24 protein-coding genes and 1 pseudogene are annotated in these 26021 nt (G+C 67.9%); 11 read left to right on the top strand and 14 right to left on the bottom strand.

Translation table 11 applies throughout. The features are described 5' to 3' along the window. Positions 1-9: 9 nt before the first annotated feature. Both ABS361_22375 and ABS361_22370 read right to left on the bottom strand, forming a co-directional pair. Positions 10-1794: a TRAP transporter large permease subunit gene (locus ABS361_22375; protein ID XBY46990.1), complete on the bottom strand. Its 1785-nt coding sequence runs from the start codon at positions 1792-1794 to the stop codon at positions 10-12. A gap of 107 nt (positions 1795-1901) precedes the next feature. Then, entirely contained in the window at positions 1902-2915 is a 1014-nt protein-coding gene (locus ABS361_22370) for a TRAP transporter substrate-binding protein (GenBank protein XBY44703.1), read from the bottom strand. Positions 2916-3161: 246 nt separating this feature from the next. Between ABS361_22370 and ABS361_22365 the strand changes: the two genes are divergently transcribed. From ABS361_22365 to ABS361_22355, 3 genes are all read left to right on the top strand, one after another. Next, positions 3162-4001, top strand: coding sequence for an IclR family transcriptional regulator (locus tag ABS361_22365; GenBank protein ID XBY44702.1), 840 nt, complete (start codon positions 3162-3164; stop codon positions 3999-4001). Between the two features lie 109 nt (positions 4002-4110). Continuing rightward, positions 4111-5766 (top strand): acyl-CoA synthetase, encoded by a 1656-nt coding sequence (locus ABS361_22360; GenBank protein ID XBY44701.1) that lies wholly within the window; start codon positions 4111-4113, stop codon positions 5764-5766. Next, on the top strand, positions 5766-6638 hold the full coding sequence (locus tag ABS361_22355) for a DUF296 domain-containing protein (protein ID XBY44700.1): 873 nt from the start codon (positions 5766-5768) through the stop codon (positions 6636-6638). Before ABS361_22360 ends, ABS361_22355 begins: the two co-directional genes overlap by 1 nt. A gap of 26 nt (positions 6639-6664) precedes the next feature. On the opposite strand, the pseudogene ABS361_22350 reads toward ABS361_22355, so the two are convergent. The 6 genes and pseudogenes from ABS361_22350 to ABS361_22325 form a co-directional block, all read right to left on the bottom strand. Further along, positions 6665-7761 (bottom strand): annotated as a pseudogene (locus ABS361_22350) (alpha-hydroxy acid oxidase). Beyond that, positions 7758-8579 (bottom strand): energy transducer TonB, encoded by an 822-nt coding sequence (locus ABS361_22345; GenBank protein XBY44699.1) that lies wholly within the window; start codon positions 8577-8579, stop codon positions 7758-7760. The pseudogene ABS361_22350 and the gene ABS361_22345 overlap by 4 nt, the downstream one beginning before the upstream one ends. Positions 8580-8587: 8 nt before the next feature. After that, positions 8588-9112 (bottom strand): TonB system transport protein ExbD, encoded by a 525-nt coding sequence (exbD, locus tag ABS361_22340; protein ID XBY44698.1) that lies wholly within the window; start codon positions 9110-9112, stop codon positions 8588-8590. 3 nt (positions 9113-9115) lie between these two features. Then, positions 9116-9916 (bottom strand): tonB-system energizer ExbB, encoded by an 801-nt coding sequence (exbB, locus tag ABS361_22335; GenBank protein ID XBY44697.1) that lies wholly within the window; start codon positions 9914-9916, stop codon positions 9116-9118. 2 nt (positions 9917-9918) lie between these two features. Beyond that, positions 9919-10602: a Fe2+-dependent dioxygenase gene (locus tag ABS361_22330; protein ID XBY44696.1), complete on the bottom strand. Its 684-nt coding sequence runs from the start codon at positions 10600-10602 to the stop codon at positions 9919-9921. A gap of 58 nt (positions 10603-10660) precedes the next feature. Further along, positions 10661-13096: a TonB-dependent siderophore receptor gene (locus ABS361_22325; protein ID XBY44695.1), complete on the bottom strand. Its 2436-nt coding sequence runs from the start codon at positions 13094-13096 to the stop codon at positions 10661-10663. 253 nt (positions 13097-13349) lie between these two features. On the opposite strand from ABS361_22325, the gene ABS361_22320 reads away from it, so the two are divergent. After that, on the top strand, positions 13350-13742 hold the full coding sequence (locus ABS361_22320) for an Rrf2 family transcriptional regulator (GenBank protein ID XBY44694.1): 393 nt from the start codon (positions 13350-13352) through the stop codon (positions 13740-13742). Between the two features lie 38 nt (positions 13743-13780). Here ABS361_22320 and ABS361_22315 read toward each other — a convergent pair whose 3' ends face one another. The 6 genes from ABS361_22315 to ABS361_22290 all read right to left on the bottom strand — a co-directional run bounded on the left by ABS361_22315 (position 13781) and on the right by ABS361_22290 (position 17938). Next, positions 13781-13963 carry a hemin uptake protein HemP gene (locus ABS361_22315; protein ID XBY44693.1) on the bottom strand — a complete coding sequence of 61 codons (183 nt, stop codon included), beginning with the start codon at positions 13961-13963 and terminating at the stop codon, positions 13781-13783. Positions 13964-14197: 234 nt separating this feature from the next. Then, positions 14198-15637, bottom strand: coding sequence for a 4Fe-4S binding protein (locus tag ABS361_22310; protein XBY44692.1), 1440 nt, complete (start codon positions 15635-15637; stop codon positions 14198-14200). After that, positions 15595-16452 (bottom strand): FTR1 family protein, encoded by an 858-nt coding sequence (locus ABS361_22305; GenBank protein ID XBY44691.1) that lies wholly within the window; start codon positions 16450-16452, stop codon positions 15595-15597. The genes ABS361_22310 and ABS361_22305 overlap by 43 nt, the downstream gene beginning before the upstream one ends. 16 nt (positions 16453-16468) lie before the next feature. Then, positions 16469-16807 carry a cupredoxin domain-containing protein gene (locus ABS361_22300; GenBank protein ID XBY44690.1) on the bottom strand — a complete coding sequence of 113 codons (339 nt, stop codon included), beginning with the start codon at positions 16805-16807 and terminating at the stop codon, positions 16469-16471. Continuing rightward, complete coding sequence (locus ABS361_22295) at positions 16807-17352, bottom strand: iron transporter (GenBank protein XBY44689.1); 546 nt, start codon at positions 17350-17352, stop codon at positions 16807-16809. The genes ABS361_22300 and ABS361_22295 overlap by 1 nt, the downstream gene beginning before the upstream one ends. A 451-nt stretch (positions 17353-17803) precedes the next feature. Beyond that, positions 17804-17938: a hypothetical protein gene (locus ABS361_22290; protein ID XBY44688.1), complete on the bottom strand. Its 135-nt coding sequence runs from the start codon at positions 17936-17938 to the stop codon at positions 17804-17806. A 247-nt stretch (positions 17939-18185) separates the two neighbouring features. On the opposite strand from ABS361_22290, the gene ABS361_22285 reads away from it, so the two are divergent. The 7 genes from ABS361_22285 (at position 18186) to ABS361_22255 (ending at position 26015) form a co-directional block, all read left to right on the top strand. Continuing rightward, on the top strand, positions 18186-18467 hold the full coding sequence (locus ABS361_22285) for an STAS domain-containing protein (protein ID XBY44687.1): 282 nt from the start codon (positions 18186-18188) through the stop codon (positions 18465-18467). Between the two features lie 18 nt (positions 18468-18485). Beyond that, entirely contained in the window at positions 18486-18857 is a 372-nt protein-coding gene (locus ABS361_22280) for a response regulator (protein XBY44686.1), read from the top strand. A gap of 59 nt (positions 18858-18916) precedes the next feature. Continuing rightward, the gene (locus ABS361_22275; GenBank protein ID XBY44685.1) at positions 18917-21268 is read left to right on the top strand and encodes a chemotaxis protein CheA; all 2352 of its coding nucleotides are present in this window, start codon (positions 18917-18919) and stop codon (positions 21266-21268) included. A 12-nt stretch (positions 21269-21280) separates the two neighbouring features. Continuing rightward, the gene (locus tag ABS361_22270; GenBank protein ID XBY44684.1) at positions 21281-21802 is read left to right on the top strand and encodes a chemotaxis protein CheW; all 522 of its coding nucleotides are present in this window, start codon (positions 21281-21283) and stop codon (positions 21800-21802) included. Between the two features lie 461 nt (positions 21803-22263). Then, positions 22264-24435 carry a methyl-accepting chemotaxis protein gene (locus ABS361_22265; protein XBY46989.1) on the top strand — a complete coding sequence of 724 codons (2172 nt, stop codon included), beginning with the start codon at positions 22264-22266 and terminating at the stop codon, positions 24433-24435. 75 nt (positions 24436-24510) lie between these two features. After that, positions 24511-25377: a protein-glutamate O-methyltransferase CheR gene (locus tag ABS361_22260; GenBank protein XBY44683.1), complete on the top strand. Its 867-nt coding sequence runs from the start codon at positions 24511-24513 to the stop codon at positions 25375-25377. Next, positions 25374-26015, top strand: a complete 642-nt coding sequence (locus ABS361_22255) for a chemoreceptor glutamine deamidase CheD (GenBank protein XBY44682.1) — start codon at positions 25374-25376, stop codon at positions 26013-26015. Before ABS361_22260 ends, ABS361_22255 begins: the two co-directional genes overlap by 4 nt. Positions 26016-26021 lie beyond the last annotated feature (6 nt).

Here is a 26021-nt window from a genome sequence, read left to right as displayed (position 1 = left end):
CGCCCTCGATCAGAGGAACCCGGTCGAGATCCAGGGCACCGCGGCGACGACGATCAGGCCGATCAGCAGCGCCAGCATATAGGCCCAGATCGGCCGAATGCCCTCGTCGGGCTCGACCTTGCCGATCGCGCAGGCCGCGTAGTAGCCGACGCCGAACGGCGGTGCGAACAGGCCGAGGCCCATCGCGAGCACCACCACCATGGCGTAGTGCACCTCGTGGATGCCGACGGCGCGCGCGATCGGGAACAGGAGCGGCCCGAACAGCACGATCGCCGGAATGCCTTCGAGCACGCTGCCGAGAATGATGAAGGCGACGATCGACACCGCCATGAAACCGACCGCGCCGCCCGGAAGCTGGGTCATGGCAGTGGCAAGCGTGCGCGAGAAGCCGGACTGGGTCAGGCCCCAGGCCATGGCCGAAGCCGCGCCGATGATGATCAGGATCGCGCCCGACAGCGCCGCCGTATCGACCAGGATCTTGCCGAACCGCCGCCATTCGATCTGGCGGTAGAAGAGCGCCCCGACGATCAGCGAATAGACGATGCCGATCGTCGAGACTTCGGTCGCGGTCGCGACGCCCTCGACCACCGCGGCACGGATCACGAAGGGCAGCGCCAGCGCCGGAAAGGCGATCGCGAAGCTGCGCGCGATCTCGCCCCAGGACGCGCGCTGGACATGGGACAGGTCGTCGTCGGCGTAGCGGCGCGCGACCACGACGCAGAGACCGATCGCCAGCACGATGCCGGGCAACAGGCCTCCGGTGAACAGCGCCGCGATCGACACGCCCGTCACAGAGCCGATGGTGATCAGCACGATCGAAGGCGGGATCGTCTCGGTCTGTGCACCGGTCGCCGACAAGAGCGCGACGAGATCGCCCGGCTTGGCGCCGCGCGCCTTCATCTCCGGGAACAGCGCCGGCGCGACCGCCGCCATGTCGGCGGCCTTCGATCCGGAGATGCCGGAGACCAGATACATCGCCCCGATCAGCACATAGGAGAGCCCGCCGCGGACATGGCCCAGCAGGCTCGCCAGGAACCGCACCATGGCCTTGGCCATGCCGGCCATTTCGATCAGGAGACCGAGGAACACGAACAGCGGCACGGCGAGCAGGATCAGATGGCTCATGCCCTCGTCCATGCGGCCGACCAGCGTCATCAGCGGCACGCGCGTGGTGAGAGCCAGATAGCCGAGCGTGGCGAGCGCGAACGAGAACACGATCGGAACGCCGGCGAAGACGCAAACACCGACGATGCCGACGAAGAAGATGAGCAGGTTCACCATGCCGAGCGGCTTCAGGACCGGCCCGAGTTGCCACAGCACGCCGACCGCCGCGGCTGTCAGCACCAGCGCGGCGAGCGTGGGCAGCAGCCGCGACCGCATGGCGAGCCGGATCAGCGAGAAGACGATCATCAGCACGACGCCGACCGGGAAGGCCGCCGCGCGCCACGCGTTGGGGATCTCCATCGCGGGCGTGGTGATGAAGCTCTCCTCATAGGCCCAGTGCGTCGCCGGCGACACGATGAGCACGAGGAAGGCGAGCCCGGCCGTAACCGCCAGCGCGCCGAAGAACTCGCGCGCCGTCTCGCCGAGGCGCGAGACGAAGGCGGTCATGCGCATGTGCTCGCCACGCCTGAGCGCGATCACCGCGCCGAGCATGGCGAGCCACAGGAACAGGATCGAGGCCAGTTCGTCCGACCAGACCAGCGGCCGGTGGAACACGTAGCGCGCGGCCACGCCCGAAAACAGCACGACGATCTCGGCCACCACCAGGAGGGCGGCCGGGATTTCGACCATGAGGCCGAGCCAGCGGTCGACCGTCGCGAGCAGAGCGCTCGGGGCGAAGACCCGCGACCGGCACGGCGCGGCATATTCGGACGTGGTTTGCATGAGACGCGCCGCCCTCAGCCGAGCGAGCCGACCGAGCTCTCGAGCAGCGACCAGGCCGCATCGCCGAACTTGCCCTTCCACTCGGCATAGAAGCCGGCGGACTTGAGCTTGTCGCGGAACGGCGCCGGATCGATCGCGTTGAACTTCATGCCCTTTTCGGCCAGGCTCTGCTGCAGGCCCTTGGTGAGTTCGGCGACATCCGCGCGCTCGGCGACGCCGGCCGCATTGATGTGCTTGGCGACCGTCTCCTGGATGTCCTTGGGCAGCATGTCCCAGTTGGCCTTGTTGGCCAGGATCCAGAAGCCGTCCCACATGTGGTTGGTCAGCGAGCAGTTCGACTGAACCTCGTAGAGCTTCGCGGTGTCGATGACCGCGAGCGGGTTCTCCTGCGCGTCCACGACCTTCGACTGCAGCGCGCTGTAGACCTCGTTGAAGTTGATCGTCGCCGGGGCCGAGCCGAAGGCCTTGAACATCGAGGTCCAGAGCGGCGCCGGAGGCACGCGGATCTTCAGGTTGGCGAGGTCGGCCGGGCTGGTGATCGGCTTGGTCGAGGTGGTGGTCTGGCGGAAGCCGTTGTCCCAACACTTCTCGAAGGCGAAGATCGAGCGCGTCTTGGCGATCTCGCCGCGAATATATTCGCCGAGCTTGCCGTCCATGGTCTTCCAGACCGAGTCGTAGTCCTTGAACGCGAAGCCGACGCCGTTGATCGCCGCGGCCGGGACCAGCGTCGACAGGATCAGGCCGGAGAGCGAGAAGAAGTCGACCGCGCCGGAGCGGATCTGGCCGAGCGTATCGGTGTCCGAGCCGAGCTGGCTCGACGGGAAGATCTGCAGCTCGAACTTGCCGCCGGTCTCTTCCTTGATCTTGGCCGCGGCCTCGTTCAGCCGCTTGTTGAGCGGATGCGTGACCGGCAGGTTGTTGGCGAACTTGTAGGTGAACTCGGCGGCGCGGGCGCGGCCGATGAAGAAGGTCGAGACGCCGAGCGCAGCCGCGCCGGCCGTGAATCCACGACGAGAAACAGAAGTCATGCGGTCCTCCCGAGACGGCGATTTCCTCCGACCACTTCGCCCCGGCTCTGAAGGCCGTGGTTCGCAGCGGTCCAGCGCCGACTCGTCATCGAGCGGCGTCTTGCTTTTCAGCGCCTCGGTAATGGCTCGAAACATGGTCCACATGTTGAACCGCCACCGGGCGCGTTTGTTTTTCGAGTTGACGAATGGCCCGAAATGGCCCACCTGTCAATGACAATCGATTGAATTTTGGTCCACATCGTGGAAATGCACGCGCCACACCGTGGTCCGGACGCCGAAGGCGCCTCCGGGACCCAGAGCATCGGACGGGCCGCGCGCCTGCTCCGATCCCTCGGCGCGGCCCGTGGACCGGGCGCGAGCCTGAGCGAGCTCGTCGAGGATTCCGGCCTCGCCAAGCCGACCTGCCGGCGCATCCTCGTGGCGCTGATCGAAGCCGGCCTCGTCGAGCAGGACCCGGTCAGCCGCCGCTACTTTCTGGGCGCCGAAGCCTATGTGCTCGGCCTCGTCGCCTCCGAGCGTTTCGGCCTGCACCGGCTGGCGCGCGACAGCGTCGTGCGGCTGGCGCAGGAGACCGGCGACGCCGCCTTCGTGCAGATCCGCCGCGAATGGTCGGTCGTCTGCCTGCAGCGCGAGGACGGCCCCTACCCGATCCGCTCGCATGTGCTAGCCGCCGGCGACCGCCACCCGCTCGGCGCCGGTGCCGGCGGCATCACCGTGCTCGCCGCGCTCGACGATGCCGAGATCGCCGCCGCGCTCGATGCCAATGCCGAGGTGCTGGTCCTGCGCTACCCGATGCTCTCCCGCGACCTGATCCTCGATCTGGTCGCCGAGGCGCGGGTGAGCGGCTACGGCATCAATCGCGGCCTCTTGTTTCCCGGCTCGTGGGGCATGGGCGTCGCGATCCGCAACGCCCGCGGCGGCGTCGAGGGCTGCCTGTCGCTCGCCGCCATCGAGAGCCGCATGCAGCCGGACCGCCAGCCGGCACTGCTGGCGCTGTTGCGCGAGGAGGTGCGGCGCATCGAGGACCGGCTGCGCGACTATGTCGTCCTGCCGGACCCGCTCGCGCGCCGCCGCGCGCTGCGCTGAATTCGGATCAACAGGCCGGAGAACCGGCCAAGCGAAACGACCGGAGAACCGTCCGGCACGGGGAGGAAGCGACCATGGATCTGGCCATCACCCATCGCGAGGCCCGCGCATGACCACGCCCATGAGCGCCGCGACGGCGGATCCGCGCGGCGGCGTCGCGCGCCAGTCGAACCGGGTCATGAACCTCGCCCATATCCTGACCCAGAACGCCCGTCGCTTCCCCGACCGCGCCGGCTTCATCTGGGGCGAACGGACCTGGACATGGGGTGAGATCGACGCCGCGGTCTCGGCCTTCGCCGCCGCGCTTTCGGCCAAGGGCGTCGGCAAGGGCGACCGCATCCTGGTCCACTCGAAGAACTGCGACGAGATGTTCTTCTCGATGTGGGCGACGTTCCGGATCGGCGCGGTCTGGGTGCCGACCAATTTCCGCCTGATGCCGGCCGAGGTCGCCGAACTGGCGCATTTCGCCGGCGCGAAAGCGTTCCTCTGCCACGGCGACTTCCCGGCCCATGCCGAGGCCGTCGCCAGCCAGATGGGCGACCGCCTCGCCTTCACCATGCGGCTCGGACACGGCGCGTTCGGCGACTGCGCCGCGGCGGACCTGATCGCCGAGCACGGGGGCACCAAGACGCCCAACGCGTCGGTCGACTACGACGATCCGTGCTGGTTCTTCTTCACCTCCGGCACCACGGGCCGGTCGAAGGCGGCGGTGCTGACCCATGGCCAGATGGCCTTCGTGATCACCAACCACCTTTGCGACCTGACGCCCGGCACCACCGAGGCCGACGCCTCGCTGGTCGTCGCGCCGCTCAGCCACGGCGCCGGCGTGCACCAGCTCGGCCAGGCCGCCCGCGCCGTGCCGACCATCCTCTTGCCGACCGAGCGCTTCGACATCGACGAGGCCTACCGGCTGATCGCGAAGCACAAGGTCAGCAACATCTTCACCGTCCCGACGATCCTGAAGATGCTCGCCGAACATCCGGCCGTCGACGCCCACGACCATTCCTCGCTGCGCTACATCATCTACGCCGGCGCGCCGATGTACCGCGAGGACCAGAAGACCGCGCTGAAGAAGCTCGGCAAGGTGCTGGTGCAGTATTTCGGCCTCGGCGAGGTGACCGGCAACATCACCGTGCTGCCGCCGGCCCTGCACGACCCGGATGACGGTCCGCATGTGAAGATCGGCACTTGCGGCTTCGAGCGGACCGGCATGCAGGTCTCGATCCAGGACGACGACGGCCGCGAGCTCGAGCCGTTCGAGACCGGCGAGATCTGCGTGATCGGCCCGGCCGTGTTCGCCGGCTACTACGACCAGCCCGAGGCCAACGCGAAGGCGTTCCGCAACGGCTGGTTCCGCACCGGCGACCTCGGCCACATGGACACGGAGGGCTTCGTCTACATCACCGGCCGCGCCTCCGACATGTACATCTCCGGCGGCTCGAACATCTATCCGCGCGAGATCGAGGAGAAGATCCTGACCCATCCGGCGATCGCCGAATGCGCCGTCGTCGGCGTGCCGGATCCGCTCTGGGGCGAGATCGGTTTTGCTGTCTGCGTCGCCCGGCCAGGCATGGCGATCGACGAGGGCACGATCGCCGAGCACCTCGCCGAGAAGGTCGCCAAGTACAAGATGCCGAAGCGGTTCCTGTTCTGGGACGAACTGCCGAAATCGGGCTATGGCAAGGTGCCGAAGCGCATGGTCAAGGACGAGCTCGAGCGCCGCGGGCTCCTGCCCGGCGCCGCGACGCAGAAGGCGAGCGCCTGATGGCGCCCCGCCGCATCGCCATGCCCGGCCCGGCCGAGGCCGAGCGCATCGTCGCGGTCCCGGCGCGCGGCCGCGCGTTCCGCCTGACGCTGGAAAAGGGCGCCCGCCTGGTCGACACCGTCCGCGACGGCTTCGGCCGCGAGGGCTTCAAGTCCGGCGCGCTGGAGCTCGGCCGGGTGGCGCTCGATCCCTTCGCCTATGTGATGCCGGCCTTGTCGGAGACGCCGCAGCACGCCGCCTTCTACAGCGCGACCTTCCGGCCGCCGGGCGTGACCCGGCTCGACCACGGCGCCATGACCTTCGGCGCCCGCGACGGCGCGCCGTTCTTCCATTGCCATGCGCTCTGGGTCGAACCCGACGGCCGCCGCTCGGGCGGCCACATCCTGCCGGAGGAGACCGTCGTCGCCGAGACGATCGAGATCGACGCTTTCGGTATCGACGGCGCGCTCTTCGACGGCACGCCGTGCCCGGAGACGAACTTCAAGCTGTTCGAGCCGCACCCCGCCCTGCCCGCCTTCGGCCCGGACGTCTCCGGCCTCACACCCTGCTATGCGATCCGCCTGCGTCCGCACGAGGACTTCTGCACCGCGCTGGAAGACTTCTGCGCCGAGCACGGATTGCGTTCCGCGCGCATCCGCGGCGGCGTCGGCTCGACCATCGAGGCGCGGCTCGGCAATGGCGACGGCACGCCGAATTTCGCCACCGAAGTCTATGTCCGATCCGGCCGCATCGCGCCCGGTCCGGACGGCACGCCGGTCGCCGACGTCGATGTCTCGCTGGTCGACTACACCGGGCGCCTCGCCGAAGGAAAGCTCATACGCGGCGACAACCCGGTGCTGATGACCTTCGAGCTGGTGCTGGTCGCGGAATAGCCGATCGCCCCGCGCGGAGCCGGCGATCAATCCACGATCAGCTGGGGCCCGATCGCATCGAGCCGGCTGACGCCGCAGAGCGCCATCACGACCGCCGTCTCCTCGATGATGAGCTTCAGGATATGCGCGACGCCGCGCGCGCCGGCGACCGCGAGCGCCATCGCCTGCGGCCGGCCGACCAGCACGCTGTCCGCGCCGAGCGCGAGCGCCTTCACGACGTCGGTGCCGCGCCGGATGCCGCCGTCGAACAGGATCGGCATGCGGCCGGCAACCACGCGCGCGATCGGCCCGAGCGCGTCGATCGCGGCGAAGCCGCTGTCGAGCGTGCGGCCGCCGTGGTTCGAAACCACGATGCCCGCCGCCCCCGCCGCAATCGCGGCTTCCGCGTCCTCGGGCGCCAGAATGCCCTTGATCACCAGCGGCACGTCGAGGCGCTGAGCGAGCCACGCCACGTCGTCCCAGGTCGGCGCCGCGCCGAGCACGCCGTCGAAGATCGGATGCCCGGCCCGGCTCGGCGCCGCCGGCATCCGCCCGTCGGAAAATTGGCCGCCTGAACGTCGGCCGGCAGCGTGAAGCCCGCGCGACGGATGTCGTCGCGCGCGGTCACGATCGCATCGACGGTCAGTACGATCGTGCCGAAGCCCGCCGCGAGCGCGCGGCGCGCCAACGCCAGCGAGGCGTCGCGATCTGTCTGCCAATAGAGCTGGAACCATTGCGGCGCAACGCCGCCGCCGGCTTCCGCGATCACCTCGAGCGGCACGCTCGACAGCGTGCTGGCGATCATTACGGCGTCGAAGGCCGCCGCCGCCATGGCTGTCGCCGTCTCGCCTTCCGGATGATAGAGCCGCTGAAACGCGATCGGCGCCAGCATGATCGGATGCGGATGCCGGCGACCGAACAGGCTCAGACTCGTATCGCCGCCGGCGAGTGGGCTGAGCACGCGCGGCCGCAATCGCACCCGATCGAGGCCAGCGCGATTGGCGCCGATGGTCAGCCCGTCGCCCGCCCCGCCGGCGAGATAGGTCCAAACCGCCGGATCGAGCCGCGCCCGGGCGAGCGGCTCGTAATCGGCGACGGAGGCGACCGTCGCGGGGATATGACCATGGGGCGGCGCGTGGTTCATTTGAGGCGATACCGGATCGGGATGATCAGCGTCGCTTCCGCGGCCGCGACGCGGGCGGGCAGCGCCGGCAGCGGCTCGGCGCGCTTCAGCATGTCGAGCGCCTCGCGATCGAGCGCGGGACTGCCGGAGGATCGGGTCAGCGTTGCGCCGCGGATACGGCCGCCGTGGTCGACGGTGAAGCTGATCAGCACCTCGCCCTCCGCGCGCTTCGACCGCGCCTCCTGCGGATAGCGCTTGTGGCGGCCGAGATGGGCGAGCACGCTGCGCTGCCAGGACTCCGGCACGGTCTCGGCCACCGCGACGCTGCCCTCCGCCGGCGCGGTCACCGTCTCGGCCGTGACCGGCGTCATCTGTGCGGCGGCGGCCGCCGCTTCGGAGCCGGCGCTCGGCGGCGGCTCGTTGCGCGCCTCCTGCGCCTCGGTGGTCTCCTGCTCCTCGGCTTCCTTCTGCTTCTCGCGCGTCTTGTCCTGCGCGACCTGCAGCTCGGGCGGCGCATCGACCGGCGAGGCGGCCGCGGTCGGCAGATCGGTCTCGATCGCGGCCGAGAGCTTCTTGTCGATCTCCTGGGTCGGCGCCGAATCCGCGGCCTCGGCCGCCGCCGCGACCGCCGGTTCGGCATCCTCGGGGGCGGCCGGCACCTCGGCGAGCTCGATCACCATCTGTGCCCCGACATCTTCGGCGACGAGCTCGGGCGCGATCCGCGCCTGGACCATCGCAATGCCGACGGCGCCGGCATGCAGCGTCAGCGCCAGCAGCGCCGCGCCGCCCCAGGCCAGCGCCGGCATGAGTTGGTGTTCGGAGGCGAGGCGGCGCGCCATGGAGGACCTCACGGAGTCGGGCTGGCGGAGGGAGCAGGACCGGCGGACGGCGCCGCCCCGCCGGTCGGCACGGCCGGCCCGGATGCAGGCCCGCCCGGACCCGCGTCCTGCGTGCTGCCGCTCTCGAGCGCCACCAACGCGACCTTCAGGTAGCCGGCGGCGCGCAGCATGTTCATCAGCCGGGTCAGCTCGCCATAAGGCACGGCCTGATCGGCGCGCACGAACAGCCGCTGTTCGCGGTTCATCTTGCTCTGCACGTCGAGCGTGGTTGCGAGCAGGTCGGGCGCGACCGGCGTCTCGCCGACCAGCAGCGATAGATCCGCCTTCAGCGTCACGAAGATCGGCTTGTCCGGCCGCGGCTGCGGCTTGGCGGTCGAGACCGGCAGGTCGACCGGCGCATCGACGGTCGAAAGCGGCGCGGCGACCATGAAGATGATCAAGAGCACCAGCATCACGTCGATGAACGGCGTGACGTTGATGTCGCTCTGTTCGGCCATATCGTCGTCGGACGACGATCCCAGCTGCACCGCCATGGCTCAGGTCCCCGTGCGCGAGACGGAGCGCGGCCCGAGGCCGCTGTCGAGATCGCGCGAGACGAGCCGCAGCACGGCCGCGGCCGCGTCGCCGAGCAGGATCTTGTAACCGGAGACCCCGCGACTGAAGTGATTGTAGATCACCACCGCCGGGATCGCCGCGACGAGACCGATCGCGGTGGCGAGCAGCGCCTCGGCGATGCCGGGCGCGACGACCGCGAGATTGGTCGTCTGCGCCTTCGAGATGCCGATGAAGCTGTTCATGATGCCCCAGACCGTGCCGAACAGGCCGACGAACGGCGCCGTCGAGCCGATCGTCGCGAGCAGGCCGGTGCCGCGCGTCATCGCCTTGGCAGCCGAAATCTCGATCCGCGAGATGCGCGAGGCGACCCGCTCCTTGATGCCGGCCTTGTCGCTGGTATGGGCCGATTGCCTGAGCTCCTCGGCCGCCGCCTCGATCAGCACGCGGCCGATCCGGGCCTTGCGGTCGAGGTGCTGCGCCGCCTCGGCCATGGTCGCCTCGGAGGTCAGCGTCTCGACGGCGCGCGCGAGCCGGCGGCGCGCGAGACCGAGCTCGATCGTCTTGGCGATCAGCACCGTCCAGGTCGCGACCGAGGCGGCGGCAAGGCCGATCATCACGCCCTTCACCACCACGTCGGCGGCGAGGAACATCGCCAGCGGCGACAGCTCATGCGGGATCGGCGAGCCGTCGGCGGCGAATGCGGCCGACGGCAGAGCCGCCGCGAGCGCGGCAATGGCAAAACGGCCGAGGGCATGGCGGCTACGGAAACGAGCGCTTCGCATCATCAGGTCTCCGCCCAGTGCCGGATCAGGTTGTGGTAGATGCCGGTCAGCCGCCGGCTCGCGGGATCGTCAAGACCGCGTTCGGCCTGCAGGTCCTGGATCGTCTGGTCCAGTTCGAACAGCATGGTGCGCGGGCTCTCGTCGCGGATCATGCTCTGGATCCAGAAGAACGAGGCGACCCGCGCGCCGCGCGTGACCGGCGTCACGCAATGCAGGCTGGTCGACGGATAGAGCACCATGTGGCCGGCCGGCAGCTTCACCTCGTGGGCGCCATAGGTCGTCTCGATGGTGAGCTCGCCGCCGTCGTATTCCTCCGGCTCGGCCAGGAACAGCGTCGCGGACAGATCGGTGCGGATCCTGACCGGGCTGCCCGGCGCGTTGCGGATCGCGTTGTCGACATGGACGCCGAAGGTCTGGCCGATGCCATAGCGATTGAACATCGGCGGCAGGATGCGGAGCGGCAGCGCCGCCGACAGGAACAGCGCGTTCGCCGACAGGGCGCCGAGCACGAGGTCGCCGAGTTCGCGCGCTTCCGCCGAGGTCGCCGGGAGCTGCATGTTGTTCTTGACCGAGGCCGATTGTGGGCCGGCCGTCAGGCGCCCGTCCGCCCATTCGGCGCGGTCCATGACCGCCCGGCAGTGGGCCACCTCGGCCTTGGTCAGCACATCGGGAATGCAGATCAACACGCGGAACACCTCCGAGAAGGAGCCCGCCGCGTCAGGGGCACCGCGGCGGGCGGAGACGTCAGTACTTCACATTCAGGGTCAGGTAGGCCGACCGCCCCGGCGCCACATAGACGTACGGGACTGCGCTGCGGTAGAATGCGTCGTAGATCGTCTCGTTGGTCAGGTTGAGCACGCTCGCCTTCACCGAGAAGTTCTTGTTGATCTCGTAATCGGCGAACACGTCGAAACGCCAGCTCGACGGCAGGACGTTGTCGTTGGCGGCGAAGGTGCCGCCATAGATCTTGCTCTTGTAGGTCGCCTGGCCGCCGATCGAGAGCTCGTCGGTCAGGCGATACTTGGTCAGCAGGTTGAACGACTCGTGCGCGATGTTGGCGAGCTGGCGACCGACGTTCGACGCGGTCGCCGAGCGGGTCACGTCGCTGTCCATGAACACCGCGCCGCCGTAGACGCTCCAGCGATCGGTGATGTTGCCGGTCGCGCCGATCTCGACGCCGCGCACCCGATAGGCGCCGGTCGCCTGCACGGTCGCGCCGACGGTCTCGCGCGCGGCGGTCTTCTCGTTCTGGAACAGCGAGGCGGTGAGCAGCAGGTGGCGTTCGAACACCTCCCACTTGGCGCCGGCCTCATAGCTCTTGTTCTTCTCGGGTCCGAGCACCGCATTGGCGGCGGTGATGCCGCCGTAGTCGGCGCCGCCGGCGTCGAGTTCGGCACCGACCGGGTTGGTCGAGGTGCCGTAGGCGGCATAGAGCGCGAAGCTCGGGACGACCTTGTAGGTGACGCCGAGATTGTAGTTGAACATTGTATCGTGGCGGCCGAGCTGGCTCGTCACCGCCCCGCTGCTCGACAGCGAGCGCGCCTTGATGTCGTAGTCATCGACGCGCGCGCCGCCGGTCAGGATCAGCTTCTCGAACAGCTCGACCGTATCGAGCACATAGCCGCTCGCGGTATCGATACCGACGATGGTCGGCGTACCGGTGCGCTTGAACGTCGAGTTCCAGGGGATCGCCGCGCCGTTCGGGTTCCACAGGCTCAGCGTCGCGCCGGCGAGGTTCGAGGTGCCGAACGACTCGGTCGCCAGCGCCTGGTAGGTGTCGCGCGACACGCGCTCGGTCGAGAATTCGGCGCCGCCGACCAGCGTGTGCTTGGCCCCGAACGTGTCGAACTTCGCGGTCAGCTCGGCCTGGTCGGCGAGCACCTGGTTCTGCTGGTAGCGGCTCTTGGCGCCCGAGGTCACGGTCCAGTTGGCCGGATTGGCGGCGGACGTGTTGACGTTGCCCGGCGCCGAGGCGACGTAGTCGAGCGTCGAGAAACCGTAGCGCAGCTTGTTCGACGCGGTCAGCCAGTCGGTGATCTGCACCTCGGCCTTGGCGGTCGCGACATCCTGGCGCGCGCGCTGGAAGTCGCGGTTCGGCTGGCCGTAGAAGTTGTTGCGATTGACGCCGGATTCGGTGAACGGCAGCTTGGTCGTCGCGTTGAACGGCACGCCCCAGTCCGGCATCTGGTCGATGTCGGCGTGGAAATAGTCGACCGTCAGCTTGAAGATCTCGCTCGGCCGATAGGTCGCCGCGAAGGCGCCGCCCCAGCGATCGTCGGTGACGTAGTCGCGGCCGGCGACATGCGCGCCCTGGATCATGCCGTTGGCGCGCACCGCCAGTTCCGGCGAGATGACCTTGTTGACGTCGAGCGTCGTGCGCTTGGTCAGGTCGGTGCCGATCGTCACCGCCGCGTTGGTGAAGTCGACGAAGGACGGCTGCTTGGTCACGACGTCGATCGCGCCGCCCGAGGTGCCGCGGCCGCCGATCGTGGCGGACGGGCCCTTCAGGATCTCGACCTGCTCGGTGTTGAAGTTCTCGCGGATGTTGACGCCGGAGTCGCGCACGCCGTCGACATAGACGTCGTTGCGCGCGTCGAAGCCGCGGATGAACACGCGATCACCGAAGGCGTTGCCGCCCTCGCCGGTGCCGAGCGTCAGGCCCGGCGTGGTGCGGGCGAGGTCGCGGAACGAGGTCGCGCCCTTGTCCTCGATCACCTCCTTGGGGATCGTCGTGACCGTGCGCGGCGTATCGAGGATCGGCTTCGGCAGCTTCGACGAGGCCGACCGGTCGACCTTGTAGGGCGCGGAGGGATCCGCGTAAGGGTTCGAGCCCGGCGCGGCCGCGCCCTGCGCCTTGGCGCTCGACGGTCCGGCGGCAGCCGCGGCGCCGGCCGGCGCGGCGCTGGCGGCGCTCGGTGCGGTCGCCTTGGCCTTCGCCGGCTTGGCGACCGTCTTCTTCTTGCGCGGCTCGGCCTGCGCCTCGACGGTCAGCGCCGGCATGGCGCCGGTCGCGGCCGAGGCGGATTGCGCCATCGCCTCGCTGGTCGCCAGCGTGCCGGCGAGCGCGGCAGCGGTGATCAGCCCGGCGCCCGCGGCGCCCGTCACGCGCGCCTCGACGCCTCGATTGACCGAACGATTGGAAAAAGCCCGCAGCGATGCGGGCACCTTGCTCGTAGACATGCTTCGCCCCTCAACCGCCCTCCTGCGAGGTGCGGCCGCCCCATGACAGATGTGTCGATGACAAACGCTCGATTGTCTGGGTGGCTGGAGGAAGCGCCCTTTGGCTGCCTGCAACGAGCGGATTCCATAAAACATTGTTGACGCGTGGCGTCAAGTTATTGCTGCGCCGCGGAATAAATGCGATGCCGGCAGTGGAAAACCTTGTTGTCGGCCCCCGGCCTCACAGTCGAGCCGACGCAGCCGGAGCGCGACCATGTGGCTCAACCAACGCACCGTCGACGCCATCAGGATCATGGCCGCCTTGGCCGAGGCGATGCCGGGGCACGTGACGGCCAACAAGCTTGCGGCGATCACCATGATCACGCCGCGCAACGTCCAGAAGACCGCCAACATCCTGGTCCAGGCGGGCTTCATCCTGGCGACCCGCGGCCGCCACGGCGGCCTGCGCATCGCGCGGCCGGCGGCGACCATCTTCGTCAGCGAGATCGCCCGCGCCTTCGAGCCGGCCGATTGCCCGGTCAGCTTCCTGCCGACCTCCGCGCCCGACGACCGCCTGTCGCATCTGATCTTCTCGGCGCACCGCGCCTTTTTCCGCTCGTTGGAGACGACCGCGCTCGCCGATCTCGTCGGCGCCAAGGCGCCCTGACGACGGCGGCCGAACCGCCCGGCCGGCCGACCTCCACCTCACTTCGTCAGGATCAGCTTGTCGTTGGACGTGATCCGCAGCCGGTAGTGCTCGCCGCGATGGGCTATCAGGATCTGCCGGGTCTCGCCGAGCAGGTCGGCCGCATCGACCACCGGCGGCCCTGCCGACGCATCGGCCGCCGCCGGCACCTCGATCGTCTCCATGGCCTTGTCGTCTCGCATCGATGAAATCCAGATGAGTTTCAGGATGCGCGCATCTCAAACCCTTCAGGCCGAGAACCGCGACGTCACCCTCATGTCATCAATGGTCATATGGCGATAGCCGCATCAATTCAATAACAAATCCAGCAGTTTATAGTACTTCTATATTCAAAGAAGCCACACCTGACCTACAGATGTGCACATGCACATCCCTTGCGCAACAAGGGATGCGACCGACAGCAGCAGAACTGCTTTTCAGAACGTCCAGAACAACAAGGCCCAGCTCGCCACGCCGATCGCGACTGCGCCCGAGAAGGCGACCGTCGCCGCGAGCCGCGACGGCAGCCCGACCGGCGCGAGCCCGGCGATGCGCCAGCCGAAGGCGAGCGACCACAGACCGGCGCCGACGAGCAGCGCCGCGCGCAGCGGCGAGACGAAGTCGAGCTCGAACCCTTCCGCGCGCAGCATGGTGACGGTCAGCGCCGACAGGCCGAGGAACACGCCGGCCGCCGCGATCGGGATCAGGCCCTGCGCCAGATGATGGAACCGCGCCCAGGACCAGCGGCCGGTCAGCCGTGTGGCGAGCGCCAGCGCCGCGCCGACCCCGAGCGCGACGAGCGCCGCCGTCCCGAGAATGAAGCCGACCAGCACGGCGCCGTCGAGCACGGTCATGACGTCGTTCTGGTCCGGATAGTCGGTCAGGATCCACCAGGGCATCGTCGCCTCGAGCGGCCAGACGAAGCCGAGCCCGATCAGCTGCTCGGCGAAGAACTGCTTCACGTCGACATAGATCGCGCTCGCCGACCAGTGGAACGCACCGCAGGCGATGCCCATCAGGCCGACCACGATCAGCACCGTCTCCCAAGGCTTCGCCTCGAGCCCGGCGACATGCACGATCTCGTGCATCGGCGAGCGGCGCGACAGCGTGATCGCGCCCTTGTAGCCGCTGCAGCGGCCGCACATGTGGCAGGCGCTGGCGCCCTTCATCGTGCGGATCGGCACCAGCGGCGCGCAATCGACCTTCGGCTGCGCGCCGGGCGCCTTCGGCCAGGCGGCCCAGGCGCCGGTATCGACACGGAAATGCACCGGCGCGAGCTTCGACAGGAGCGAGAACACGCCGTTGACCGGACAGAGATACCGGCACCACACCCGCTTGCCGCGGCCGAACAGGAAACCGACGATCACCGCCGCGACCGTCGAGCCGCCGAGCACCAGAAGCGCCGGCAGGGCATATTGATAGACGCTGACCATCTGGCCGTAGATCGTCGTGCAGGCGAAGGCGACGAAAGGCCAGCCCTTCCAGGCGATCCAGCGCGGCACCGCGCGACCGAGCCCGCGCCGACTCGCCGCTTCCGCAAGCGCGCCTTCGGGGCACAGCACGCCGCACCAGAGCCGGCCGACCAGCACCATGCTGACCAGCACGAACGGCCACCAGATGCCCCAGAACACGAACTGCGCAAACAGGACGACATTGGTCCAGATATGCGCCGTGCGCTCCGGCAGCGGCAGCGCCGCCGGCACCGCGAGCAGAGCCACATAAACGCCGACGACCGCCCATTGGGCGGCCCGGATCGCGCGCTGATGGCGCATGAGCCAGTCGCCGATCGCCGCGAGCGCGCGATCGACGGTCTGCTCGGCCCGACGATCCGGCGTCAAGCCGGCTGGCGGACGGTCCTGGACGGCGACAGCAACCATAGAACCACGATCCAATAGGTGGCGTAGGTGATGACTTCGAGCAGCGCCGGCCGGGCGCGATAGCCGGTCAGCGCCGAGACGAGACCGCCGATCGGCCCGCCATCGGAAAGCAGCGCCGAGGTGTCCCAGACCTTGCGGCCGAGACCGGCGAAGCCGGACGGGATCATGCCGAGATCGGCGAGATTATCGATGCCGGTGACGATCAGCGAGGCGGCGAGGAACAGGAGCATGATCTCGGTCGCGCGGAAGAACACCCGCCACGACAGGATGCGACCGCCCATCTGCAGCGCCATGTAGGTGGCGACCGCGAGCGCGAAACCGGCCGCGACCGCGGCGAGCTCGGCGCCGAGCCCGGAGGTCGCGCCCGACACCAGCGTTCCGTATAGGAACACCGCCGTCTCGCTGCCCTCGCGGCCGACCGCGATCATCGCCAGCACGAACACGCCCCACCAATTGCGCCGCCCGGCGGCATCGCCGAGCGCGGCATGCAGGTTGCGCTTCAGGTCGCGGCCATTGCGGCGCATCCAGAACACCATCTGCACGATCAGCGCCGCCGCGATCAGCACCGCGGCGGTCTGATAGGCCTGCTGGGCATCGTCCGGCAGCGCGTCGCCGAAGCCGATCAGCGCCGCGGCGAAGGCGACCGCGATCAGGAGCCCGGCACCGACGCCGCCCCAGAGGAACGCGCGGGCGCGGGCAAAGCCCTCACCCGCGGTCTGGCGCTGCAGCCAGGCGTTCAGGATGCCGACGACCAGCAGCGCCTCGACGCTCTCGCGCCAGATGATGAAGACGATGTTGCCGAGCTGCGCCGTCATGCCTGCCGACACCCCTTCACTTGGCGATCAGGACGGCCGGCGGCGCGTCCGGATGGAAGTCGTCGAAGAAATCGTAGGTACCCGGATCGAGCGTCCGGATGATCAGCGTCGAGGACGAGCCCGGCGCCAGAACCTTCTCCTTGCGCAGCTCCTTGCTCTCGAACTCGGCCGGGCTCTTGCCCTTGTTGACCAGTTCGAGCGCGATACGGCTTCCCGCCGGCACCTCGAGCCGCTGCGGCGTGACCTTGCCGTCCTCGAATTCGATTCGAAACGTCGGGTCCTGCGCCTGCGCCGGCAGCGCCGGCACGGCCGCGGCCATGCAGAGGAGGATGAGGGCGGGAAGCCGGTGCCGCATCAGTAGGCGCCCTTCTTGCCGATGCCGGCGAACACGAAGTCGTATTCGACCGTGAAGGTCTTGAACCAAGGACCGACGCCGGTCTCCTTGTCGACGTGGCGGCCGAAGTGCGAATGCGCGGCCGCGCCTTCGCCCGGCGGCGAGATCGTGAGCTTGAGCTTGTACTTGCCCGGCCCCTTGAGCTTGACGTTGTCGCCGTAGTGCGGACCGTCGTTGGCGACCATGGCCATGAACTCGCCCTTGATCGGCGCGGCATCGCCTTCCTTGGTCAGCTCGTAGGCGACGCCGAGCGCCGGCACCCAGTCGCCCTGCGCGAAGCCGTTCTTGTTGTCCTTGCCGGCCTTGATGTCGGCCTCGAGGTGAACGTCGCTCTCCTTCGCGTCGCGCATCATGCCGGCAGGTTCCATTTCGATCGGCTGCAGGTACACCGCAGCAATCTCCATGCCGCCCTGATGCTGCGGCTTGCCGATCGGGTATTCCTTGGCAAAGGCAGCGCCGGCGGCCCCGAGCAGGAGGCAGCAACCAAGAATGACAGCTTTACGCATTCGAAGATCCCCGAGAGGTTCGCGTTGACTGAGACTTCTTTAGATCCACCGAACAACGACCGTCAACCGAGTATCCGCCGATTATAGCTTTTCAAAATTCACCAGTTTGGAATTATTCGATTTCAAATCCTGTCATTTACGTATCCAACCATAAAGAATTATTTTGATCTCCGCCAGCTTATTGGCGCAACCCTTACAATCCTCTGCGGCGCGCATGTCGGAGGGCCGACAAAGAGGGGCCGCCCGGCCGGGCCCGCGGCATGAAACCGACAAGGCGCGGGGCGCTGGCCCGCGCCGCGCGACCAGCATCCCGGCTTTGTCCGTAAGGCTACTTACCAACCGTCGGACGCGCCGATACCGCGAAAACTCCCGGCACGCGAGCACCGGCGCCTCACAAAGACTCCTGAGCGATCGCGCAGCGTAAACTCTAGTATTTCAGGCCGAGAGATTTTCAGTCGTCGCCAGGGGCGAAAAGCAGTTTCGCGCCCAGCACAACCATTGCCCAGCCGTGGTTCTTGTCCTCGGCCTGAATCGATTCCACGTGGCCGACACCAAGAGCCGCTTCGATTCCGTGGAATTGGAGCATCAGACAGAAATTTCATTAGAACTTAGAATTATTTCAGAAGTTCAACACGGAAGGTACAGAGAATTTATTCACGGATTGTCTATTAATTTACCGTGAGGCGCATCAAAACGATCTTTAGAATTTATCTTTCTTAAACCAATTCAGACCAAGTTCATTGCGAACGACAAAGCAGTTCCCCTAGGGAAAAACACCACGGTGATTTGGGCATTCGCCCGACCACGGTCCCCATCAACATGGAGCCACTGCCATGAGCGAAGCGGCCCGCGACCCGGTCGCGTCCGTTGCCCTGCCGACGCATGTCGACATGGCCGCCACGATCGAGCTGCGCGAGCAGTTGCTCGCAATGGCGGGCGCGCCCCGGATCGAGGTGGACGGCGCGGCGGTCGAGCGGATCGGCACGCCGGCGATCCAGGTCCTGCTCGCCGCGACCCGTGGCGCGGCGGCCGAGGGGCGATCCCTGAAATTGCGCTCTCCGTCCTCCGCGATGCGTCGCGCGCTGGAGGATGTCGGATTGCTGAAGCGAGCCTGAGATCAAGGAGACAGACATATGGCCAGGCGTGTTCTCGCCGTCGACGATTCCAAGACCATGCGCGACATGGTCGCCTTCACGCTGCGCGGCGCGGGCTTCGACGTCCTCGAGGCCGAAGACGGCGTCCGTGCCCTGTCGGTGCTGTCGAGCCAGTCGGTCGATCTGGTGATCACCGACATCAACATGCCGAACATGGACGGCGTCACGCTGGTCCGTCAGTTGCGTGCCAAGCCGAACTTCAAGTCGACGCCGATCCTGATCCTCACCACCGAGGGCGGCGAGGACAAGAAGGCCGACGGCCGCGCCGCCGGCGCGACCGGCTGGATCGTCAAGCCCTTCGCGCCCGACAAGCTGCTCCAGGTCGTCAACAAGGTGTGCCCCGGCCGCTGAGGTTTCGCCCTGCGAGGGAAGAGAACCGACATGACGACCCGCGAGCGGAGCGAGCAGAGATGACGACCGGCGGCCAGGGCGGCGAATACGCCCAGTTCAAGGCGACCTTTTTCGAGGAATGCAGCGAGATCCTCGCCGATCTCGACGGCCGTCTCACGCGCCTGCAGTCCGAGGCGATCGATGCGGAGGAACTGAACGCGATCTTCCGCGCGGTGCATTCGATCAAGGCCGGCGCCGGCGCGTTCAATCTCGGTTCGCTGGTCGGCTTCTCCCACACGTTCGAAGCCCTGCTCGACTGGATGCGCGACGGCCGGATCACCCAGAACGAACGCGTCGCGACCGCCGTGGTCCACGCCGGCGACGTGCTGGCGACGCTGGTCGCGGCCGCCCAGACCGACAGCCCGGTCGAACCGGATTTCGGCGCCGACGTCGCCGAGGAACTGCAGGCGCTGCTCGACGAGGCCGGACGCCGCGCCGCCGGAGCGGCCGGGGCCGCCCCGTCTGCAACGGCGGGATCGGCACCCGCCCGCCCGCCCGTGACCGCGAGCGGGGACGCCCGGGACGCGGCTTCCGACCGCTCCGAAACACCGGCCGCACCTGCATTAGATGCAGGTATCACGCATACTGATTCCCTCACATGCTATCGCATCGACTTCGTGCCGCGCGCCGAACTGTTCCGGCACGCCAACGAGCCGCTGCTGCTGATTGGTGAGTTGCAACGTCTCGGCACGCTCGAGACGACCTTGCGCGACGACCGCCTGCCCGCGCTCGCCGACATGGATCCGGAGGACGCCTATTTCGCTTGGACCTTCGAGCTCGTCACCGATCGGCCGCAGAGCGAGATCGCCGAAGTGTTCGAATTCGTCGATGCCGACTGCGATCTGACCCTCGCGCCGGTCCTGCCGGCCGCGGGCGAAGACGCCGACGACGACGATGCCGATGGCTGGGGACTGTTCGAACCCGACGCGCAGGACGCCGAGGCCGAGGCCGGCGATCACGATGCCGAGCCGCATGCCGCCGGAGCCGAGCCCTCTCCGACGGCCTCGCCGGCCGCCGCCACACGGACGCCCGCAACCCCGGAAGCCGTCGCCGCCGCGATCGCACCGACGGCCCGACCCACAGCCTCCGGCGCCGCCAATGCGGCGCAGGCGAAGTCGAGCGTCTCCTCGATCCGGGTCGATCTCGGCCGTGTCGATCGCCTCGTGAACATGGTCGGCGAGCTGGTCATCACCCAGGCCATGCTCGCCCAGCAGCTGCAGGAGAGCCATGGCGGCGACCGCGAGAGCATCCGCGGCAGCGACGAACTGGCGACCCTGACGCGCGAGCTGCAGGAATGCGTGATGGCGATCCGGATGCAGCCGGTCCGCTCGGTGTTCCAGCGCATGCCGCGCCTCGTCCGCGAGGTCTCCGCCAAGCTCGACAAGCACGTCCGGCTGGTGATGAGCGGCGAGCAGACCGAGGTCGACAAGACGGTCATCGAAGAGCTCGCCGACCCGCTCACCCACATGATCCGCAACGCGATCGATCACGGCATCGAGACGCCCGAGGCGCGGATCGCGGCCGGCAAGCCGCCGGAGGGCACGATCGCGCTCTCCGCGGCCCACGTCGGCTCCAACATCCTGATCCACCTCGAGGACGACGGCCGCGGCATCGACCGCGAGCGCCTCCTCGCCAAGGCGCTCGCCAAGGGCATCATCGCCGCCGACGCGAAGCTCTCCGACGAGGAGATCGACGATCTGATCTTCTCGCCCGGCTTCTCGACCGCCGAGACCGTGACCGACGTCTCGGGCCGTGGCGTCGGCATGGACGTCGTCCGCCGCAACATCGTCAATCTCGGTGGCCGCATCCAGGTGCAGTCGCAGTTGGGCAAGGGCACGCGCTTCACGCTGGTGATCCCGCTGACGCTCGCCGTGCTCGACGGCATGGTCGTGGCGGTCGGCGCGGAGAAGTACATCCTGCCGCTGACCTCGATCATCGAGAGCTTTCGCCCGGACAAGGGCCAGGTCAGCACGCTCGCCGGCGGCGGCGACGTCGCCTCGATCCGCGGCCAGTTCTACCGCCTCGTGCAGCTGCACCGGATCTTCGACGTGCCCAGCGCGATCACCGAGCCCTGGCGCGGCATCGTCGTGCTGGTCGAGACCGCCAGCGGCGAGAAGATCGGCATCGCGGTCGACGAACTGCTCGGCCAGCAGCAGGTCGTCATCAAGAGCCTGCAGGAGAATTACGACCCGGTCGCCGGCATCTCCGGCGCCACCATCCTCGGCAACGGCCGGGTCGCGCTGATCCTCGACATCGAAAACCTGACGCGCCTGCCCGAACGGCCGGCCGGCCGCCGCGCCGACGCGGGACGGGGCCCGACCGCCCGCCCGATCGACGAGCCGGCCGACGTCCCGCTCGCCCTGAGCGCCTGAGGAGACCGACGGATGACCATGAGCCCAACCTCCCAAGCTTCTCCGGCGCCCGCGGATCTCCCCGCCGGCGCCGCCGCGGACGAACCCCGCCAGTTCATCAGCTTCCGGATCGGCACGGCCGAATACGCGATCGACATTCTCGCCGTGCGCGAGATCAAGGGCTGGACCGAGACCACGGTCCTGCCGAACCAGCCGGAGTTCGTGCTCGGGGTGATGAACCTGCGCGGCGCGATCGTGCCGGTGTTCGATCTGCGTTGCCGGTTCGGCCTCGGACTGACCGAGGCGACACCGAGCCATGTCGTGATCATCGTCTCGGTGTCCGACCGGATCATCGGCCTCCTGGTCGATGCCGTCTCGGACATCCTGACCGTCGACGCGGGCCAGATCCGCCCGGTCCCGGAGACCGAGCGCGGCGTCGCCTCCGACTATCTCTCCGGAATCATCGCCGTCGAGGAGGGCATGGTCGTCCTGCTCTCGCTCGAGCAGTTGTTCAGTCGCTCGGTCGTCGCCCGGGCGTCCCAGATGGCCGCCTAAGAGGACCTCTTCCCATGTCTTGGTTCAACTTCGATTTCCTCGGCAAGAAGGCCCGCAAGGGCGTCGACGATGCCGCGATGCGCACGACCGTCGATCTCGTCTCGTCGGCCATCATGATGGTCGACCGCGACTTCGTCGTCACCTACGCCAACAAGACCACCGTCGACATGCTGCGCGAGAATGCCGAGCATTTCCGCGCGCTGTGGCCGAGCTTCGATGCCGAAAGGATCATCGGCACCAACATCGACGTGTTCCACAAGAACCCGTCGCACCAGCGCAACATGCTCTCCGACCCGACCCGCCTGCCCTATCACACGGAGATCGTCGTCGGCCCGCTGCGCTTCGCGCTGCACGTCCATGCCTCGATCGACCGCTCGGGCCGCTATGTCGGCAACATCCTGGAGTGGTCGGAGATCGGCCACCTGCGCGCCAAGGAGGCCGAGAACGCGGTGTTCCGCGGCATGGTCGACGCGGTCGAACGTGCGCAGGCGACGATCGAGTTCGGCCTCGACGGCCGCGTCGTGACCGCCAACAAGCACTTCCTCGACGCACTCGGCTACACGCTCGACGAGATCAAGGGCCAGCATCACTCGATGTTCGTCGACCCGGCCGAGCGCCAGACGACCGAGTACCGGCTGTTCTGGGAGAAGCTCGGCCGCGGCGAGTTCGACGCCGGTCAGTACAAGCGCATCGGCAAGGGCGGCAAGGAAGTCTGGATCCAGGCGACCTACAACCCGATCCTCGACATCCACGGCAAGCCGTTCAAGGTCGTGAAGTTCGCGACCGACATCACCGAGCAGCGCCTGCGCACGGCCGACTTCGAAGGCCAGCTCGACGCGATCGGCAAGGCCCAGGCCGTGATCGAATTCGGTCTCGACGGCCGCGTCCGCCATGCCAACAAGAACTTCCTCGACGCGCTCGGCTACACGCTCGACGAGATCAAGGGCCAGCATCACTCGATGTTTGTCGACCCGGTCGAACGTCAGGGCGCCGACTATCGGCTGTTCTGGGAGAAGCTCGGCCGCGGCGAATACGATGCCGGCCAGTACAAGCGCATCGGCAAGGGCGGCAAGGAGGTCTGGATCCAGGCGTCCTACAACCCGATCCTCGACATGAACGGCAAGCCGTTCAAGGTGGTCAAATACGCCACCGACATCACCGAGCAGAAGCTGCGCACGGCCGACTTCGAGGGTCAGCTCGCAGCGATCGGCAAGGCCCAGGCCGTGATCGAATTCGGCCTCGACGGCCGCGTCCGCCACGCCAACAAGAACTTCCTCGACACGCTCGGCTACACGCTCGACGAGATCAAGGGCCAGCATCACTCGATGTTTGTCGACCCGACCGAGCGTCAGGGCAACGAGTACCGGTTGTTCTGGGAGAAGCTCGGCCGCGGCGAGTATGACGCCGGTCAGTACAAGCGCATCGGCAAGGGTGGCCGCGAGGTCTTCATCCAGGCCTCGTACAACCCGATCTTCGACATGAACGGCAAGCCGTTCAAGGTGGTCAAATACGCCACCGACGTCACCGAGCAGGTGCTGGCGAGCCGCGCCATGGAGGCCGCGGTCGCCGAGAGCCAGGCGATCATCGCGGCCGCCCGCGACAACGATCTGACCCGCCGCATCCCGCTCGAGGGCAAGACCGGCTCGCTGCACGAGCTGTGCAGCGGCATCAATTCGCTGATCGACACGATGACCTCGGTGGTGGCGAACATCCTCGCCTCGTCCTCGACCATCGCGACCGCGGTCGGCGAGATCACCAACGGCACCAACGACCTCTCCAAGCGCACCGAGCAGCAGGCCTCCAACCTCGAGGAGACGGCCGCCTCGATGGAGGAGATGGCCGCCACCATCAAGCTCAACGCCGAGAACGCCCAGCAGGCCAACACCCTCGCCATCTCGGCCCGCTCGACCGCCACCGACGGCGGCCAGGTGGTCGACAAGGCGGTCGAGGCGATGAGCCGGATCGAGAGCTCGTCGCAGAAGATCTCCGACATCATCGGCGTGATCGACGAGATCGCCTTCCAGACCAACCTGCTCGCCCTCAATGCCGCGGTCGAGGCGGCACGCGCCGGCGACGCCGGCAAGGGCTTCGCGGTCGTCGCCTCGGAAGTCCGCTCGCTCGCCCAGCGTTCGTCGGGTGCGGCGAAGGACATCAAGGCCCTGATCGCGGCCTCGGGCAGCCAGGTCAAGGACGGCGTCAAGCTCGTCAACGACGCCGGCCAGGCGCTGAACGAGATCGTCGGTTCGATCAAGAAGGTCGCCGACATCGTCTCCGAGATCGCCTCCGCCTCGAAGGAACAGGCGACCGGCGTCGAGGAGATCAACAAGGCCGTCTCGCAGATGGACGAGATGACCCAGCAGAACTCCGCCCTGGTCGAAGAGAACGCGGCCGCCTGCCGGCTCCTGCAGGACCAGGCCGACGACATGCAGCACCGCATGTCGCAGTTCGAGCTCGACGCCGCCTTCGCCGCCCAGCCGACGCCGATCAAGGCCAAGGTCCCGGTTCGCCCGGCGGCGGCGAAGCCCGCCCCGCGTCCGCCGGCGCGCAAGGTCGCCGCATCGGGCGGCGCGGCTCGCATGCAGGCGGAACTGCAGTCCGCCTTCCAGGACGACGCGGACTGGAAGGAATTCTGATCCGTCCATGGAAGCACGCCATCCGCCGGTCCGCCGGCGGATGGCCCCCCGTCCCGCCAGCGCCGAGGATGATCCTTGAACGCCTCCGTCCGATCCCTGTCCGCGACGCCCCATGCCGGTGAACGAGAGTTCCCGTTCGGTGACGCCGAATTCGCCTTCATCGCGGAGCTCGTCTTCGCGCGAAGCGGGATCGTGCTCGGGCCGAGCAAGCAGAACATGGTCTACTCGCGCCTGGTCCGCCGCCTGCGCGAGCTCGGCCTGCCGACCTTCTCCGACTATTGCGATCTCGTCGGCAGCCCGGACGGCGCCGACGAGATCGGTCATCTGATCAACGCGATCACCACCAACCTCACGCGCTTCTTCCGTGAGAACCATCATTTCGAGCACCTCGGCGCGACCGTGGTGCCGGATCTCGCCAAGCGGGACGCGCGCCGGATCAGGATCTGGTCGGCCGGCTGCTCCTCGGGCGAGGAGCCCTACTCGATCGCGATCACGGTCGCCGACCGGCTCGCCGGCCTCGGCAGTTTCGACGTTAAGATCCTCGCGACCGACCTCGACACCAACATGGTCGCGCACGGCCGCGCCGGCATCTACGGCCGCGCCGCGCTCGAGGGCGTGCCGGGCGCGACCGTCGCCAAACACTTCAAGCGCGAGCCCGGCGGCGACCGTTTCGCGGTCCGGCCGCCGGCGCGGGATCTGATCACCTTCAAGCCGCTCAATCTGCTCGGTCCCTGGCCGATGAAGGGTCCGTTCGACGCGATCTTCTGCCGCAACGTGATGATCTATTTCGACAATCCGACCAAGTTCGAACTCGTCCGCCGCTTCTCGGAGCTGCTGGCACCCGGCGGCTGGCTCTACATCGGCCATGCCGAGACGCTGCTCGGCCAGCAGGAGATCTTCAAGACCGCGGGCCGTACGATCTACAGGAAGATCGAGTCATGAGCCTCGCGACCGCCCGCCCCCGCCACCTCATCGGTGGCAGCCCGGATCATCGCTCCAAGCGCGCGGCGCGCGTCTACATGCCGGGCGAGGACGCCTATGGCATCCGCGTCCTGCCGGGCGACTACTACACGACCGATGCCGAGGACGAGGTGATCGTCACGATCCTCGGCTCCTGCGTGGCCGCCTGCGTGCGCGATCCGCGCACCGGCTTCGGCGGCATGAACCACTTCATGCTGCCGGAGAGCGAGAGCGGCCACTGGAGCGGCGTGTCGGCCGCCATGCGCTACGGCAATCACGCCATGGAAACGCTGATCAACGCGGTGCTCACGACGGGCTGCCGGCGCGAGGACCTGGAGATCAAGCTGTTCGGCGGCGCCGACCTCAACGAGGGGCCGATGGTCGGCACCATGAATGCCCGCTTTGCCCTGAAGTATCTGGAGATCGAGGGTCTGTGGCCCGACGCGGTCGATCTCGGCGGCAACCTCGCGCGCCGGATCCACTATCGGCCGGCGAACGGCAAGGTACAGCGGCTGTTTCTGAAGCCGATGAACGTCAAGACCGTCGTCGCCGAGGAGAGCCGCTACATCTCCACGATCTCCCATGCGCCCCAGGAAGGCGCCATCGAGCTGTTCGATTGAGGCCGC

Source organism: Ancalomicrobiaceae bacterium S20, assembly GCA_040269895.1.
In the GTDB taxonomy this organism is placed as follows: Bacteria; Pseudomonadota; Alphaproteobacteria; order Rhizobiales; family Ancalomicrobiaceae; genus Methyloraptor; species Methyloraptor flagellatus.
The sequence above is the reverse complement of the archived record's forward strand: the minus strand, read 5'-3'. Positions and strand labels throughout refer to the sequence as shown.

Coding starts and splice junctions, on each gene's coding strand:
- ABS361_22375 (XBY46990.1), bottom strand. CDS start 1,794: ATGGTCGAAATCCCGGCCGCCCTCCTGGTGGTGGCCGAGATCGTCGTG.
- ABS361_22370 (XBY44703.1), bottom strand. CDS start 2,915: ATGACTTCTGTTTCTCGTCGTGGATTCACGGCCGGCGCGGCTGCGCTC.
- ABS361_22365 (XBY44702.1), top strand. CDS start 3,162: ATGCACGCGCCACACCGTGGTCCGGACGCCGAAGGCGCCTCCGGGACC.
- ABS361_22360 (XBY44701.1), top strand. CDS start 4,111: ATGACCACGCCCATGAGCGCCGCGACGGCGGATCCGCGCGGCGGCGTC.
- ABS361_22355 (XBY44700.1), top strand. CDS start 5,766: ATGGCGCCCCGCCGCATCGCCATGCCCGGCCCGGCCGAGGCCGAGCGC.
- ABS361_22345 (XBY44699.1), bottom strand. CDS start 8,579: ATGGCGCGCCGCCTCGCCTCCGAACACCAACTCATGCCGGCGCTGGCC.
- exbD (XBY44698.1), bottom strand. CDS start 9,112: ATGGCGGTGCAGCTGGGATCGTCGTCCGACGACGATATGGCCGAACAG.
- exbB (XBY44697.1), bottom strand. CDS start 9,916: ATGCGAAGCGCTCGTTTCCGTAGCCGCCATGCCCTCGGCCGTTTTGCC.
- ABS361_22325 (XBY44695.1), bottom strand. CDS start 13,096: ATGTCTACGAGCAAGGTGCCCGCATCGCTGCGGGCTTTTTCCAATCGT.
- ABS361_22320 (XBY44694.1), top strand. CDS start 13,350: ATGTGGCTCAACCAACGCACCGTCGACGCCATCAGGATCATGGCCGCC.
- ABS361_22315 (XBY44693.1), bottom strand. CDS start 13,963: ATGCGAGACGACAAGGCCATGGAGACGATCGAGGTGCCGGCGGCGGCC.
- ABS361_22310 (XBY44692.1), bottom strand. CDS start 15,637: ATGGTTGCTGTCGCCGTCCAGGACCGTCCGCCAGCCGGCTTGACGCCG.
- ABS361_22305 (XBY44691.1), bottom strand. CDS start 16,452: ATGACGGCGCAGCTCGGCAACATCGTCTTCATCATCTGGCGCGAGAGC.
- ABS361_22300 (XBY44690.1), bottom strand. CDS start 16,807: ATGCGGCACCGGCTTCCCGCCCTCATCCTCCTCTGCATGGCCGCGGCC.
- ABS361_22295 (XBY44689.1), bottom strand. CDS start 17,352: ATGCGTAAAGCTGTCATTCTTGGTTGCTGCCTCCTGCTCGGGGCCGCC.
- ABS361_22290 (XBY44688.1), bottom strand. CDS start 17,938: ATGCTCCAATTCCACGGAATCGAAGCGGCTCTTGGTGTCGGCCACGTG.
- ABS361_22285 (XBY44687.1), top strand. CDS start 18,186: ATGAGCGAAGCGGCCCGCGACCCGGTCGCGTCCGTTGCCCTGCCGACG.
- ABS361_22280 (XBY44686.1), top strand. CDS start 18,486: ATGGCCAGGCGTGTTCTCGCCGTCGACGATTCCAAGACCATGCGCGAC.
- ABS361_22275 (XBY44685.1), top strand. CDS start 18,917: ATGACGACCGGCGGCCAGGGCGGCGAATACGCCCAGTTCAAGGCGACC.
- ABS361_22270 (XBY44684.1), top strand. CDS start 21,281: ATGACCATGAGCCCAACCTCCCAAGCTTCTCCGGCGCCCGCGGATCTC.
- ABS361_22265 (XBY46989.1), top strand. CDS start 22,264: ATGGTCGACGCGGTCGAACGTGCGCAGGCGACGATCGAGTTCGGCCTC.
- ABS361_22255 (XBY44682.1), top strand. CDS start 25,374: ATGAGCCTCGCGACCGCCCGCCCCCGCCACCTCATCGGTGGCAGCCCG.